This window comes from Selenomonas dianae (assembly GCF_030644225.1).
Classification (GTDB): Bacteria; Bacillota; Negativicutes; order Selenomonadales; family Selenomonadaceae; genus Centipeda; species Centipeda dianae.
Genome location: NZ_CP128650.1, coordinates 320,001 through 335,570, shown reverse-complemented (window position 1 = coordinate 335,570; position 15,570 = coordinate 320,001). Strand labels below are relative to the sequence as shown.

The following is a 15,570-nucleotide window of genomic DNA, read 5'->3' as shown; positions in this document are numbered from 1 at the left end:
TTTGTTTGCTTATTTCGTCCCTTCTTCCGTCTCCAGTGCGAGTGCCGCCTGCACGAGAATCGCGCACTCAAGCCGCTTCTTCTGGATCTCGCAACCGACTTCGTAGGGATGGCGGATGTCTCCGTGAAAGAGATCGGCATTCGCATGACAGCCGCCACTACAGTAAAACCGTGCCCAGCAGTCACGGCAGAGCGGCTTATTGAGCACATGAGAATTGCGGAAATAGGTCGGCAGCTCCATATTTTCCACGCCCGTAAAGACAGACCCAAGGCGGTATCTCTCGCGCCCGACGAACTGATGACACGGATAGAGGTCGCCGTTCTCCGCGACGGCGTAATACTCATGTCCTGCGCCGCAGCCCGCGAGCCGTTTCGCAACGCACGGACCGTGGTTCAGATCCATATTGAAGTGGAAGAAGAAGAACCCCTTTCCCGCACGCACGCGACCGAGGTACGTCTCCGTCAGATGATCGTACTCGGCGAAGATGCGCGGCAGATCCTCCTCCGTAAAGCCGAGCGGACTGTCCTTCAGCACGACCGGCTCCATGGAGAGGATGTCGAACCCCGCCTCGTTCATCGCGAGCACATCCTCGGTAAAGTCCAGATTCTCACGCGTGTACGTCCCGCGCAGATAGTAGTCATTTCCGCCGCGTGCATCCACGAGCTTCTTGAAATTCTTCATCACCACATCGTACGAGCCGTTGCCGCGCACATCGGGACGCATCGCATCGTGTACCTCGCGCCGGCCGTCCGAGGAGAGCACAACGGAGATGTTGTTGTCGTTCAGCCACGCGATGTTCTTGTCCGAGAGAAGCATCCCATTCGTCGTCAGCGTCAGCTTGAACTCCTTGCCCGTCTCCTGTTCGCGCTTGCGGACATACGCTGTGACTTCCTTTACCGTACCGAGATTCATCAGCGGCTCGCCGCCGAAGAAGTCGATCTCGCAGTGCTTGCGCGGGCCGCACCCGTTCACGATAAAGTCCACCGCCGCACGCCCGACCTCGGGGCTCATGACGGCACGATGTCCGCCGTAGCTGCCGCCGTCGCCGAAACAATACTTGCAGCGCAGATTGCAGTCCTGCGCCACCATCAGGCACAGCGATTTCACGAGCCCGTGCGACTTGAACGTCGGCGGCACGTCGATGTCGGGCGCAAAGAGCGCGCCCGCCGCCATCAGCTCATGCAGCTCCCCGCACGCCTCGCGCAGCTCCGCCTCGGGATAGCGCCCCGCAAGACGCGCAACGACCGCCTCGTCGTTCGTGCCGTCGAAGTCGTCCATCATATCGTAAATCATCGCGTCAATCACGTGAACCGCGCCGCTGTTCACATCAACGAGAATGTGCATACCGTTCTGCTTGAACTTATGCGTGAGGGTTTTCATCGCTTCTCCTTTACACCATAAAATACAGCTTCTATGATAAATGTTACAGAGGAATGCGGACGGCGATGCTCCGTAGCAAACCCTAGTGGAGCAAGCGGAAGAGAAGGCACGTTCTGCCCCCTGCGGATTTTGACCGTCCAAGCGAAGCGCGTTTGAAATCCGCAGGTATTTCGGCAGATAAGTGCCTGACCGCTTGCGTAACGAGGGTTCTGCGAGGAGCTCGTGCGTCCGCAAGTAACATTTGACGTAGACCCAAAATACACAGAAAAAGCCCCTCTCGCAAACGAGAAGGGCTGTGCCGATTCCCCCGTCTTACTTCGCGCAGGGCTGGTTGCCCACCGTGCAGGAAGTCTTGCAGGCAGACTGGCAGGATGCCTGACATTCGCCGCAGCCGCCCGTGTAGAGCGTGGACTGCATCGTCGGCTTGTTGACCGTCTTGATGTGCTTCATAACGCATTCCTCCTCCGTCGATTCTTTCATTCTATCGCATAAATTCCATTTATGCAAGCGATTTTTCGCACGCATCCCATACGCCCTCCGTGCGGCGAATATCCGCACCGAGTGCGACCAGCTTTGCTACGAGATCATCATAACCGCGGTCGATGTGGTGGATGTAACCGACACGTGTTTCACCGTCCGCCACGAGCCCCGCGAGCACCATCGCCGCGCCCGCGCGCAGATCGGTCGCCCGCACGGCTGCACCTTTGAGCGTGCGGCCGCCCTCGACCGTCGCCGCACGCCCGTCCACACGGATCTGTGCGCCCATGCGCACGAGTTCATCCACGTGCATAAAGCGGTTCTCGAACACCGTCTCCGTCACCACACTCGTCCCCTCCGCAAGGGTCAGCAGAGCCATGAACTGCGCCTGCATATCCGTCGGAAAGCCGGGATAGGGCATCGTCTTGAGGTCGATTGCCTTCAACCTGCCATGTGCACGCACGCGAACCCCCGCAATGTCCTCCTCGATTTCGGCGCCCGCCTCCTTGAGCTTCGCCACGACAGGCTTCAGATGCTCGCTGATCGCGTTCTCGATAAAGACATCGCCGCCCGTCATCGCCGCCGCGACCATGTACGTCCCCGCCTCGATGCGGTCGGGGATGATCGTGTAGTCCGCCGCCATGAGTCCCGGCACACCGTCGATCTTGATGCGGTTCGTACCCGCGCCGCGAACGTGCGCCCCCATGACGTTCAGATAGTTCGCGAGATCGACGATCTCCGGCTCCAGCGCGGGATTCTCAAGGATTGTCTGCCCCTCGGCGCAGGATGCCGCCATCATCACATTTTCCGTCGCGCCGACGCTCGGAAAATCGAAATAGATGCGTGCTCCCTTCAGCCCGTCCGGCGCAGAGGCATGGATCGCCCCCTGTGTGATGTCGATCTTTGCACCAAGTGCCTCGAATCCCTTGAGATGCAGATCAATCGGACGCGTCCCGATCGCGCAGCCCCCCGGCAGCGAAATCTCGGCATGACCTTCGCGCGTGAGCAAAGGCCCCATGATGAGAAAGGAGGCACGCATCTTGCGTACCAGTTCGTACGGTGCCGCGACCGTCGCAATCCTCGTTGCATCAATCGTCAGCCGATGCTCCCGCGCGACGTAGTCCGCCTTCACCCCGAGCGAGCGCAGCACAGCGCAGATCGTATAGACATCCTCCAGTGCCGGCACATCATCCAGAACGCTCACGCCGCGCCTGCCGAGGAGCGCTGCCGCGATGATCGGCAGCACCGCATTCTTTGCCCCGCCGATCTTCACGCGCCCGCGCAGGGGATTCCCCCCGTGAATCACCAGTTGTTCCATTCGCCGTTCCCCTCCTTGCGGCTATTCCTCTACCTTGAGCGTTGCGTGTATCACATTCTCGATCACATACGGTGCGAAGAATTTTTCCTTCTCTTCCTTCTTGTTCGGATCGGCGAGAAGCGTCACACGCTTCTCCGGCTCGTCCTTCGCTGCGCGTGCCGCCGCCTTTTCCGCAGCCCTCATGCGCTTTTTCATCTCCTTCTCGGAGGTCGGTGCGGGAGCTGCCCCCGGCGCAATGATGATCTCATTGTTCTGCCCCATCTCCGCCATCTCGCGCAGACGGTCGCCCGTCGATTTCACCTTCTCCTCGTCGTCCGGAACCTCAAGCCCCGCCTGTGCGAGCAGCATCAGTGGATTCACAGGCACAAAGCCGCCGCCGCGAATATCGAGATGCAGCGTTCCCGCCGGCTGGGTCTTTGGCACCGTATACGGAATCGACAGCGTCTCCTCCGCCTTGCGGTAGGGACGGATCTTCGTTTGGAACATCACCGTGTCCCCGGGCTTTACCGACGTCTTATCCGGCGCTGCGGAAAGAAGCAGTGCCGTCTGCCGTTCGCCATCCAGTTCCACATCCACATTGACATCAATGACATCGGACTCCTGCTCCGCATTCGTCACGATCAGGTTCATCGCCTGCAGCAGCTCCGTCACCGCGATCTGCCCCACATCCGCCGCACTGTAATACATATTGCGCCGCTCAAAGACACCGCCCTCGTAGGCATTCGTCCGAATCGCAAAGCGCACGCGTGCCGTGCTGCTGCCGAGCGCATCCGACACGCGGCTCATCGCCGCATACGCGACACTCCCCGAGAGAATCGGAAGCAGTTCCTCGTCATAGGCGATATGTGCGCCGAATGTTTCCTCCTTGCCGAGTGCGTTATCCTTCACATGGATCTGCACCGGCACGGAGGTCGGGAACGTCCCGAGCACCCCCGCGACCCCCGTCTCGCGATCCTGATGGATGCGCCCGATCACACTGCCGATGTTCGCGATCTTCACACCGTTGCTCTGCCCTGCGATCGTACCGACCACATCCGCATCCGTCATGAAGTAGTTGACATTCCCCTTGTGCAGGAAGGAATGCCCGAACGCCAGAACCTTCTTCCCGTCGACCGCCGTCACCGTTCCCGTCGCACCGACACTGAAATCGCCGTAGACAAGCGCCACCCCGACCGGCTGCCCGCCCGTGAGCGCCGCATCATAGCGCGTATAGAGTTTCGTCGCTGCACCGGAGCCGCTGAGCGGAAGGAGGGAAGCGCCATGCATCGGAAGCTTGTCCTGCAGATAGCGCAGCCCCGCCCCGTTAAAACCGCGCGTAAAGAAATACGCCTTCTCCTCCGATGCGTCTGCTGACTGCGCCGCCGTATCCTCGGCAGCACTGTTGTCCGTACGTGCAGCAGCATCATCATTGGTCGGTGCGGATTCATCGGCGTTCGCCGCTGTTCCCTCCGCCTTCTCACCGTTCAGTGCCGCAATCATATCACGCCACTCGGCTTCGCGCTCGTCGCGCGACATCTTGGCAAACGCCTTTTCACGTTCACGCAGACGGCGCTTTTCCTCCGCCTTCTTGCGCTCCTCGACCGCCTTCACCAGATCGACCGTATCAATATTCGTCTGATTCTTCGTATCGGGCATCGACCAGAGCGGTGTCATATCCTCAATCGGCGTGATGAAGAACGTATAGGGGCTGAGATCCTTCATCCCCGCAGAGAGCGCACCGACAAGCCGTCCGTCCACATAGACCGGACTGCCGCTCATCCCCTGGAGCACGCCGCCGACCTGCTCGATAAAATCGCCGCCCGTACGCGCCATGATCATCCGCTGATCGCCCTTGCCGCCCTCCATGCCCCCAAGGATCTCAACGGGGAACGCGCGAATCTCCCCCGAGGCATCGAGCACGGTATATGCCGTCCCCTGCATCCCCGCCGTCACCTCGCTGTACGGGAGAATCGGCGGCATCGCATGAACCGACGGGGCGTAAAAATTTACTGCCAACGCAAAAAGAGACGCCGCTGCCAGGCGTTTCAAAGAATATCGCAAAATTTCACCTCAAAAAAATGTGCTACAATAGAGTTTATCCGCTCCATTGTAGCACACACAGAAAAATTACGCCAGTTTTTTCGCTGTCTCCGCTGCAATCGCGTTGACTGCGCCACGCGCGGCGGAACATCTCCTATTCCGCAGACGTTCCTTCTTCCACCATGGCGTTGTGCTCGTTCACCCACTTGTAACCGAGATACGCACCGATGACAGCAACGATGGTGGACAGCTCCGGACTCGCGAGCCCCACGCCCCAGCTGACGAACACGAGGGCAATGACCGCGATCACACCCTTCTTGTTGAAGCCCGTGCTATAAAATAAACCGAGGATGAAAAAACCAAGGATTGCCCCAAGGACAGGACTTTTCTTACTCATAACAATACCTCCAAATGATAAATAAGTTCCATATTATGCCGCCCAGCCGAGCCCCGGAAAATGCCAACGCTCGCCCGAGAGTGCCTTGACCACGGCATAGACAGAGGCGAGACACCACGGAATCCCGACGAGGAAGCACAGCCCGACCGCGATATAGGCATCGTCGAGTGCCGCCCCCAGCATACAGGAAAGAGCGAATAGAATAAATACCGAAAGCTGCGAGAGAAACGCCTGCTTTGCATGATGTGCGACAAATACATTCCTGCCCCGCATGACGATCCAGACAACAAACGGGAGAAGGACAAACCCGATCCCGCCGATGAAAAATGCGCCCTGCACGGCGGCGGCGATCATGCGCGTCGACTGCGGCGGAACGGCATCCGCAGAGTCTCCTGTACCGCCTCCGCGCACATCGCCCTCCACATAAATTTCTGCCATGGACGTACCCCCTCCTCACTCAACCGATGTCACAATATCGCCATTCTCGATTTCGAAGATGGCAAAACTCGAAAGCGCACTTTCGCCCGCAGGTGCAACGAACTCAAAGAGATAGCCGTATGTTCCGTCGCCGACCTCCTCATCCCGCACCACGGGATGACTGCCGAGGCGGAACGTATCGACCTCCACAGGCGTGAAGTCCTCCTCCTCGCCCGAGATACTCATTGCATAGTGAATCGTCGTCACCATATCCCCGGGCTTCAGGCGGATCAGATTGCGGTCGCTCATCCCATGGGCATCAAGCCCCCGGCGGGCGCCCAGAATGTGATACTGCCCATCTTCATAACGGTAGGAGATCTGCAGATTGCACTCCATCCCGTTCAGCTTGATCGGGATGGAGTAAAGATTGTAGTCGTCCCCCTCCTCCACGATCTCAATGTAGACGGGATGCCCGTCCAGCATCGGCCATGTACCGTCAAAATTGTCTTTGAAAACGCCGGTGTCCCAATCTGCATCGACGTTGGTATCACTGCCGAGGTAGAGAATAACCCCCTCCTCCGCACCGATGTAAAGCAGATTGCACCGAACAGACGAAAGCATATCCATCTCCGCCGGACTGAGACGGACAAAAGCATTGCCGCGGCGATCGACATCGACCGCGCGATCCTCCAGCCCGTCGACACGGAAGATCGGCTTCCGCTGCGTCGGCGGCGCACTGATGCGTTCCACGTTGCCGCGTCCCGCGAGGAACTCCTCCGCCTCATCGGGCAGCTGTCCATAGAGCATGGTGTAGAGCAGACATTTCTGCGCCATCAGTGCCGCATCCTGATCCGCATACGCCGCAAAGCCGTCCGCATCGCCATCGTAGGAGTAGTAGGAGGAGATGCCGCCGCCACGGCGACGGTAGTCGCCATGCACCTTGTAGATGCACGCATCCTCCACCGCTCGTACAAGGGCGGCGGCACTTGGAAACTCCCGCGCCGTCTCCTCGGCCAGCCCCGCCAGATCGACCATGTTCGTATAGCCCATCTCGCGCGTATTGCCGCCGTAGTTCTCCGCACGCTGCGCCGCACGGTCAAGTGCCGCAAAGAACGCCGGAGACAGATGCGCCGCACGGGCAAGCACATCGCGACTGTAAGCCTCATATGCGGATGTGAGTGCGGGCAGACGCCCAAGGTCGATCACGGAGAGCGTCGCCTCCTCCTCCGTATCCGCCTCCCTGCAGCCCGCAAGGTACGTATCGCAGATCACCGAGCCAAGCCCTGCACCGCCCATGGCGGGATTGTCGGCGAGCGCCCCGAGCCACGCATCGTAGTTCCACCCGTTGCCCGGCTCCATCTCCTCCGAGGCGACCATGTAGCGGGCAAAACCTTCGAGTGTCGCCGCCGTCTCATAGCTTGCCATCAGACAGGCATCGAAGCCGACGAGCTCATAGGGCGGAACGGCCGGATGTGCACCGTAGACAGCGGAGAATGCCTGCCGCAAGTCGTTGAGGCGCAGCATATTCTCCGTGCGTTCATCGGCGCAGACCCCCGCCGCACTCCCACCGCCATGATCCCAGAACACAAAGACACGGTGATCGACAGGATAGTGCTCCTCACCGTAGCGCAGAAACTGCGCGAGTGTCTGCGGATCGCCCATATCCGCATCCTTCATCCGCTCAAGTTCATGCAGGCCGTCCGCATCGTAGAGATAGAGATTGAGAGATCTCGTAAACGTATCGTTCTGCCACTCCTGCGTGCCGCCCGCAAGGATCAGCACGCGCACATTCGGCGGCAGATCCGCCTCCATCAGTTCCTCCAGATCCGCACTCGCCGCACCGTACTCCGACTCAAGATCCGAGCCGCAGATGTACCACGAAACGAGCCATGTATCATCCCTTTCGTAGGCATCGGGGAACTGCGCACGCGCCTTCGTCACATCCTCATCCATACAGCCCGAGAGAACGAGCACAAGAAGGAACATACCAAGGACAGACCGCAGCACACGCATCGCAGTCAGCATGATTCATGACTCCTTTCCGAAAGCAGAACGACCCTTACTCCCCGTCGAGGAACTTACGGATCACCTGCGGATCCTTCGGCGCCCAGTAGAGAGCCTTGCCGTCGTCGCTCTTGACAAGCTCGCACGTCACATCCAGCGTCTTTTCGCTGTCATACGGCATATCGTCGATCACGCCCTTGAGCGACTCCACTGCGCCCTGCTGGTATACGGGATCCGTACGCACATCCACACCCTGCTGCTGTGCAAGACCGATGTAGACCCCCATCGCAACCAGATCCTCATTCTTGTCCATCTGCTGCTTTGCGCCGCGCGTATCAATCGGCGTCGCCGTCAGCTCAACCACGGGATTCTTGGCATCATCCTTCTTGACCTTTGCCTTGAGCTCCATATTCGCCTTGCGGTCTGCAATGTAGTAGTCCGTGATCTCCATCGCATTGGCCTCCGAAAGCATAAAGCTCTGGAACATTTGATCCGACTCCGTCAAAAGAGCCTGCGAAATCTGCTCCTTCTGCGCATTCGTCATGCCCGTCGCAGAGAGCTTGTCCGTATCGGCATACGCATAGAGCTCGGCGTAGGCAAGCACCGCCTTGTCCGCCGACTCCTTCGGCTTGTCGTCGCCGCAGCCCGCAACGAGGAGCGTCGCCAAAATCGCAATCATGGGAAGAAGCAATCTCTTTGCCCGCATAAATGTTCTCATAATCCTAACTTCTCCTTTACTACAGAGGAATCATCGGGAAAAGACCACGGTCATTTCTGACCGGATGCATCTGCGGTCTTTTCCCCGGAAAGCACTGATAAATTCAGCGATTCCCTCGGACTAATTATTGCAAAAAAAAGAACTTTCTGCAACGATATTGCAGAAAGTGATGTATTCTAACATGAAAGTGATGCATTCTTGTTGAAAACTGTCGGGTTTTTTACGCAAACGCCGCTTTTTAGGACTTTAGCCTTATTTACTTGTTCAGCAAATACTGCATATATGACGTCCGCACACCGCTGCGGCGCCGCTGACTGATGGGGATCTCCGCGCCGTTGGTAAGGACAAATGATTCCTTGTCCATGCGTTCGATCACGTCCATATTCACCAGAACGCGGTGGTAGCACTCCAAAAAGCGCGGATCATGTCCAAGCTGCTCCGTCGCCCAGTCGTAAGTATAGGGGCGCGTGAGACAGAGATCATGCTTTGCAAGCGCAATGTGCAGCCGCCCTCCCGAGAGATCGACATAGTAAATCTTGTTCAAGAGGATTTCAAGCGGCTGCCCATTGTACTGAACCTTGAGCACACGCGCCGCCTTTTCACGGCGTTCCAACACGCGCGCCAGTGCTGCGCGAAAGCCCTCCTCGTCCATGCCCTCAGTTTTCAGAAAATAGCCGTCGGCAAAGACGCGGTAGCCCTCCATCAGATATTCCTCGCTGCTCGTGAGAAAAATAATGCCGACATCACTGCTCTGATTGCGAATGCGCCGCGCCGCCTCCATCCCGCCGATGCCGGGCATACGTATATCGAGGATGAGGAGATCGTAAGTCCGATGCTCAAACACCTCCAGAACAGACTCGGCAGAGTCAAAGACCTCCACCTCCATCTGTGCCGCCTTTTCCGCCCAATACTTCTCCAGAATATGTGTGAGATAGTCACGTACCACCCCACAAACCTCCGGCTCATCATCCACAATCGCAATCCGCATCGCTCGGCCTCTTTTTCTTGACACACCTATAGATTTGACGAATCTTATATCACATCGTATAATACCACAAAATAATGTGAATGGAAACTAAAGGAATCGCTGATAAAATGAAGTCCGTCAGATTGGCGTAGATTTTTTCGTCCGAACAAGAAGGCAAACCGGACGCATAGCCAAAGCTATGTGGAGGATTTGCCGACGAAGTGCGGGCAAAAAAGATGCGCTAAGATGGCGCGGCTGAATTTATCAGTGCTTCCTAAAAGAAAGGGAAGCCATGCTCGAACATAGTTTGACGATTGTCGTTTCAACATTTCTGTTTACCGTGACAATGCTGCCGTCCGTCTATCTGCGCTACCTCCCGTTCCGCCCCGTCCTGAGCGACGAAACGAGAAGCTCCCTGCTGCATGGGTATGCGATCATCTTCTTCTGTGAGAACAGCCTGATCCTGCTGCTCATCTTTTCGGACCTGCTTCCCTACACCATGGATACCTACAAGCGCATCTATTTTTTTGCCGGCTATGCGCCCTACTTCGCCCTCAACCTCGCCCTCATCCGCCCCTATTGGGCGCAGCACGCGTTCATCCTCGGGATCCAGCAGATTCTCGCCACCACAACCGGCACATGCGCCGCCATCATCACGCTCTTCCTTGTCGGCATTGCCCATTTTTTCGATTATGTTTATCTGTTCTTTCTGCTCTACCTCACCCTCTATCTTTTGACCTTTCCTCTCGTTCTGCCCTTCTTCCGTCAAATCTTCCTGCGCTTTTCCTCCGTCAGTACGGAACGTTTCTGGCTCTATATCGCCCCGCTGCCCTTCCTCGTATTTTATCGTGAGACATTCCATTCGGTCGGGGATAAGGTGGTCGCACTCGACTTCTTTATCTCCCGCCTGCTCTTTGCCGCCGCGGGAATCGTCATCGGACTGGTCGCATGGCGCGGACTTGAACACATCCTTCAGCAGGCGGCGATGACCGAGCGCAGCCTTGCTCTCCTGCGACGCATGAACTCCTTCCGCGCCTATACGCGCTCCCTACAGGAAAAACAGGCACGCCTCGCCATCGTCCGCCACGACCTCAGGCACAACGCGAAAATGCTCGCAGATCTCATCGCACGCGGCGAGGATGAAACGGCGATACAGCTCGTCCGCAGTCTCAACCATCAGATCGACGCAACCAGCGTCGAGCACTTTGCAGAAAACCCCATGGTGGATTCCGCCCTCGCCGTCTATGTCCGGCAGGCGCGTGCCAAAAAAATTCCCATCGACGTAAAGATCGACACCCCCCCTGCATTCACAGGAGATCTCGACTTCTCCCTCCTGCTCTGCAACCTCCTCGAAAACGCCATACACGCAGAGGAACGCGAGGCAGAAAATGCACGCGGCATCCGCGTCCGTGCACGCACGGCGGGAGGCAGCATCTTCCTCTCCATCGAGAACCGCTGCTCCATCTCCGTCAGACTGTCCGCAAACGGTCTGCCCCGCCGTGAAAGCTATGCCGCCGAACACGGCTACGGAACACGCTCCATCGAAATCTTCGCAAAGAAATACCATGCCGAATTTTTCACCGAGCAAAAAGACGGATACTTCCGCTTTCTCATACAGATCCCACTCAATCAAGGTTCTGAGAATCACTCCTAAAACACATCACTTTCATGTATAATTTCATCACTTTCTTAAATCCTATTGCAATTTTTTCGGCTTTTTGCAATAATGAACGCGAAGGGCAATCATGGTTGTTGACAAAGGAGAGATCATCATGAAAAATTGGTTTAAGGCATTTGCAGTAATGGGCGCGTGCGCATTCATGCTGGGCACGATGGGTGTCGCCTCGGCAGATGAGTACGAGGGCTATGACGAGGACGGCAACTACATCTATGCCGAGGTGGACGACGACGGCAACGTCACTGTTGCAGCCGTGGACGAGGATGGCAACTACGCTGTCCACACAGAGGATGCGGACGGCAACTACTACGAAGAGTGGGGCGAATACTAAGCCATCAGTTCCAAAAAGGGCAGCGGTACGATAAATTCGTACTGCTGCCCTTTTTGATGCGCGCACCGAGGATCACGACTTTTCGAGCGCGTGCTCCAACTCCTCCAACGTCTGCTGCTTGCTCTCGCGTCCGAGGAGAATCACCGTGCCCGAAATCAGCGCAAAAACCGCCGCGAACATCATAAAGATGCCGCTCATCGGAAACGCATTCGCAAGCATCACGCCCACGAGCATCGGCGCGATCATGCCGCCGATCCGCCCGAAGCCCGCCGCCCAGCCGCTGCCGAGCGCACGCATCGCCGTCGGGTACTGCTCCGGCGTATAGGTGTAGATCACACCCCACGCCCCGAGATTAAAGAAGCTCATCGACGCGCCCCAGACGAGGAGTGCCGTGACATCGCCTGCATTGCCAAAGAAATAGCTGCAAACACCGCTTAGGAGGAGGAACATCCCGAGCGTATAACGCCGCCCGATCACATCCACCAGATACGCCGCCGCATAGTAGCCGGGCAGCTGCGCAAGCGTCATGATCAGCACATACTCGAACGTCTTGACAATCGCAAAACCCTGCGCATACACCATCGACGGCAGCCACATAAAGATCCCATAGTAGCTGAACACAATGCCGAACCACGCAAGCCAGAGCATCGTCGTACGACGGCGCATCCCCTTTGCCCAGAGCGATGCAAAGCCCGGTGTTTCCACGCGCTCCGCCTGCACCCGTCCCGGTGCGAGCTGATCGAGGAACGGACGCTCCGGCAGCTTCAGCTGACGCTCGATGTCGCGGATAATCGCCTTTGCCTCATCCACACGTCCCTTTGAAAGCAGATAGCGGATCGACTCCGGCATATGCAGACGCAGCAGGAACACATAGAGTGCGGGCAGCGCACCAATGAAGAATGCCGCCTGCCACCCAAAGACAGGAATCAGGAGATAGGCGATGCACGCCGCTGCAAGCCAGCCCAGTCCCCAGAAACTCTCAAGGAGAACAATGAACCGTCCGCGCAGCTTCGCCGGCGCATACTCGCTCATCAGCGTCGCCGCAACAGGCAGCTCCCCGCCCAGACCGAAGCCCACGAGGAAGCGGAACACGAGCAGCGACTCATAGTTCCATGCCACCGCGCACAGCCCCGTTGAGATACTGTAGAGCAGAACCGTGATCGTAAACACCTGCTTGCGCCCAATGCGGTCTGCAATCGTCCCGGCAAGCACTGCGCCAAGCGCCATGCCGATCAGCCCAATCGAGCCGATCCACCCCGCCTGTGCAGGCGTAAGCCCCCACTCCCGCGCGAGCACCGGCAGAACGAACGCAATCAGCCCCGTGTCCATCGCATCGAACAGCCAGCCAAGCCCCGTCACAGCGAGCAGCTTGTACTGAAACCTGCCAAGCGGCAGATTCTCCAACCGATCCAAAATCATAAAACAGCCTCCTTCATGGCGTGCAGTCAGTCGTACCGCCGCCCCATCAGAGAAAGAACGAAACATTCCCTATTATAGTCACACTATAATGAAAATGCAAGGAGATAGATCACTGCATTGGAGGAATAAAAAGAAAAAGACCCGTGAAACATCACGAGTCTTTGCTTTTGCGGCAACTACCTACTCTCCCACGTCGTCTCCAACGAAGTACCCTCGGCCTTTGAACGCTTAACTACTGTGTTCGGAATGGGAACAGGTGGAACCGTTCAGGCATCATCACCGCATACTTGAGTGCTTGTCCACTCAAAACTTCACAGAAGAAACTATTTCAAGCAAATTTTACGGCTTATACCTCTTCGCACTTACGTTATTGTAATGTGTTGAGCGCGGTCAACGTCATCCAATCACACGTCGCTCTCGCTCGTGTTCTTGGGACGTTTTCGCGTACGACCTGTTACCCGTTCAGCTTCATCCTACGGATTCGCTTCTCGGACAGGTCAGTAAGTCAAGCCCTCGACCGATTAGTGCTGGTCAGCTGCACACATTGCTGTGCTTCCACACCCAGCCTATCTACCTTGTCTTCTTCAAGGGGTCTTACTTCCTTATAGGAATGAGATACTTCATCTCGGGACGGGCTTCACGCTTAGATGCTTTCAGCGTTTATCCCTTCCGGACGCAGCTACCCGGCCGTGCCCTTGGCAGGACAACCGGTACACCGTTGGTCCGTCCACTCCGGTCCTCTCGTACTAGGAGCAGCCTCCCTCATGTATCTTACGCCCGCGATGGATATGGACCGAACTGTCTCACGACGTTCTGAACCCAGCTCACGTACCACTTTAATGGGCGAACAGCCCAACCCTTGGGACCTGCTTCAGCCCCAGGATGTGATGAGCCGACATCGAGGTGCCAAACCTCCCCGTCGATATGGACTCTTGGGAGAGATTAGCCTGTTATCCCCAGGGTAGCTTTTATCCGTTGAGCGATGGCAATTCCACTCTCTTTCCACCGGATCACTAAGCCCTACTTTCGTACCTGCTCGACCCGTCAGTCTCGCAGTCAAGCTCCCTTCTGCCTTTATGCTCTTCGCGCGATTTCTGTCCGCGCTGAGGGAACCTTTGGACGCCTCCGTTGCTCTTTCGGAGGCGACCGCCCCAGTCAAACTGCCCGCCTGGTACTGTCCCGAATGCTGTTAACATTCCGGTTAGATCCTTAGCATATAAAGGCCGGTATCCCAACGGTGACTCCATCACATCTAGCGATATGACTTCCCAGTCTCCCGGCTATCCTGTACGTTATATGCCAAAGACCAATGCCAAGCTGCAGTAAAGCTCCATGGGGTCTTTCTGTCCAGTCGCGGGTAACCTGCATCTTCACAGGTATTTCAATTTCACCGGGTCCCTCGTTGAGACAGTGCCCAAATCGTTACGCCTTTCGTGCGGGTCGGAACTTACCCGACAAGGAATTTCGCTACCTTAGGACCGTTATAGTTACGGCCGCCGTTTACAGGGGCTTCAGTTCGCTGCTTCACCTTACGGCTAACAACTCTCCTTAACCTTCCTGCACCGGGCAGGCGTCAGCACCTATACTTCAGCTTGCGCTTTCGCAGGCACCTGTGTTTGTGGTAAACAGTCGCTTGGGCCTCTTTTCTGCCGCCGACAACAGCTCCAACAGTAAATGTCTTCACCACCATCGGCCATCCTTTTCCCGAAGTTACGGATGCATTTTGCCGAGTTCCTTAACGAGGGTTTTCCCGCGCACCTTAGGATTCTCTCCCCGCCTACCTGTGTCGGTTTTGGTACGGGCGGACGTCTTCTCGTTAGAAGCTTTTCTTGGCAGTGTAGTGCGGCTGAATTCAGATTGACCGTAGTCTTTCCTATCTATCGGTTCTCGGCTTTATAGTATGGGGATTTGCCTCCATACAAGCCTACCGCCTTCGACGCGCTCAACCATTCGCGCGCTCAGCTTCCTTCCTGCGTCACTCCATCCTCAAACGAAGACGCCCGGTACTGGAATTTTCGCCAGTTGTCCATCGCCTATGCTTTTCGCCTCGGCTTAGGTCCCGACTTACCCCGGGACGACGAGCGTTGCCCGGGATTCCTTAGGCTTTCGGTGGACAGGATTCTCACCTGTCGTTTCGCTACTCATACCGGCATTCTCACTTCTTATCCGTCCAGCAGTCCTTCCGGTCTGCCTTCGTCCAAATAAGAACGCTCCCCTACCCAGTAGTATACACACCGGCACAACGCTCAAAAGGCTTGTTAAAATTGCTCTCTGCGGTGTCAACCTCGTTTGACGTAGCTCTACTACGCCGCTCTCGGTTTCCTTGCAGATACCAATTTTTCCTGCACCTTGGGCGCTCTGTCGATATGTACACTCCTGCCGCGGCTTCGGTTCTGTGCTTTAGCCCCGGATATTTTCGGCGCAGGGCCTCTCGACCAGTGAGCT

At 56.9% G+C, this 15,570-nt stretch carries 12 protein-coding genes and 2 rRNA genes (1 of these 14 cut by a window edge); 2 read left to right on the top strand and 12 right to left on the bottom strand.

The annotated features are described in order from the left end of the window. Positions 1-9 precede the first annotated feature (9 nt). The 9 genes from scfB to QU667_RS01640 form a co-directional block, all read right to left on the bottom strand. Complete coding sequence (gene scfB, locus QU667_RS01680; protein ID WP_304987619.1) at positions 10-1,380, bottom strand: thioether cross-link-forming SCIFF peptide maturase; 1,371 nt, start codon at positions 1,378-1,380, stop codon at positions 10-12. Between the two features lie 312 nt (positions 1,381-1,692). Continuing rightward, complete coding sequence (scfA, locus tag QU667_RS01675) at positions 1,693-1,830, bottom strand: six-cysteine ranthipeptide SCIFF (RefSeq protein WP_006691237.1); 138 nt, start codon at positions 1,828-1,830, stop codon at positions 1,693-1,695. A 49-nt stretch (positions 1,831-1,879) separates the two neighbouring features. Then, positions 1,880-3,175, bottom strand: coding sequence for a UDP-N-acetylglucosamine 1-carboxyvinyltransferase (gene murA / locus QU667_RS01670; protein WP_304987618.1), 1,296 nt, complete (start codon positions 3,173-3,175; stop codon positions 1,880-1,882). 21 nt (positions 3,176-3,196) lie between these two features. Then, complete coding sequence (locus tag QU667_RS01665; RefSeq protein WP_304987617.1) at positions 3,197-5,215, bottom strand: SpoIVB peptidase S55 domain-containing protein; 2,019 nt, start codon at positions 5,213-5,215, stop codon at positions 3,197-3,199. 133 nt (positions 5,216-5,348) lie between these two features. Continuing rightward, a complete protein-coding gene (locus QU667_RS01660) occupies positions 5,349-5,591 on the bottom strand; it encodes a phospho-N-acetylmuramoyl-pentapeptide-transferase (protein WP_304987616.1) in 243 nt (80 codons plus the stop codon). A 33-nt stretch (positions 5,592-5,624) separates the two neighbouring features. Beyond that, positions 5,625-6,029, bottom strand: a complete 405-nt coding sequence (locus QU667_RS01655; protein WP_304987615.1) for a DUF4870 domain-containing protein — start codon at positions 6,027-6,029, stop codon at positions 5,625-5,627. Positions 6,030-6,044: 15 nt separating this feature from the next. Next, positions 6,045-8,033, bottom strand: coding sequence for a clostripain-related cysteine peptidase (locus QU667_RS01650; protein WP_304987614.1), 1,989 nt, complete (start codon positions 8,031-8,033; stop codon positions 6,045-6,047). A gap of 34 nt (positions 8,034-8,067) precedes the next feature. Further along, positions 8,068-8,730, bottom strand: coding sequence for a DUF5105 domain-containing protein (locus tag QU667_RS01645; protein WP_304987613.1), 663 nt, complete (start codon positions 8,728-8,730; stop codon positions 8,068-8,070). A 256-nt stretch (positions 8,731-8,986) separates the two neighbouring features. Next, positions 8,987-9,718, bottom strand: a complete 732-nt coding sequence (locus QU667_RS01640; RefSeq protein ID WP_304987612.1) for a LytR/AlgR family response regulator transcription factor — start codon at positions 9,716-9,718, stop codon at positions 8,987-8,989. A 271-nt stretch (positions 9,719-9,989) separates the two neighbouring features. Here QU667_RS01640 and QU667_RS01635 point away from each other — a divergent pair, with 271 nt between their 5' ends. Together QU667_RS01635 and QU667_RS01630 are read left to right on the top strand one after the other, a co-directional pair. After that, positions 9,990-11,351, top strand: a complete 1,362-nt coding sequence (locus tag QU667_RS01635) for a sensor histidine kinase (RefSeq protein WP_304987611.1) — start codon at positions 9,990-9,992, stop codon at positions 11,349-11,351. Positions 11,352-11,469: 118 nt separating this feature from the next. Beyond that, positions 11,470-11,706, top strand: coding sequence for a hypothetical protein (locus tag QU667_RS01630; protein WP_304987610.1), 237 nt, complete (start codon positions 11,470-11,472; stop codon positions 11,704-11,706). A gap of 72 nt (positions 11,707-11,778) precedes the next feature. On the opposite strand, the gene QU667_RS01625 is transcribed toward QU667_RS01630, so the two are convergent. The 3 genes from QU667_RS01625 to QU667_RS01615 all read right to left on the bottom strand — a co-directional run. Continuing rightward, entirely contained in the window at positions 11,779-13,125 is a 1,347-nt protein-coding gene (locus QU667_RS01625) for an MFS transporter (RefSeq protein WP_304987609.1), read from the bottom strand. A gap of 167 nt (positions 13,126-13,292) precedes the next feature. After that, a 5S ribosomal RNA gene (gene rrf / locus QU667_RS01620) occupies positions 13,293-13,409 on the bottom strand. A 217-nt stretch (positions 13,410-13,626) separates the two neighbouring features. Then, a 23S ribosomal RNA gene (locus QU667_RS01615) occupies positions 13,627-15,570 on the bottom strand (it continues 1,125 nt past the right edge of the window).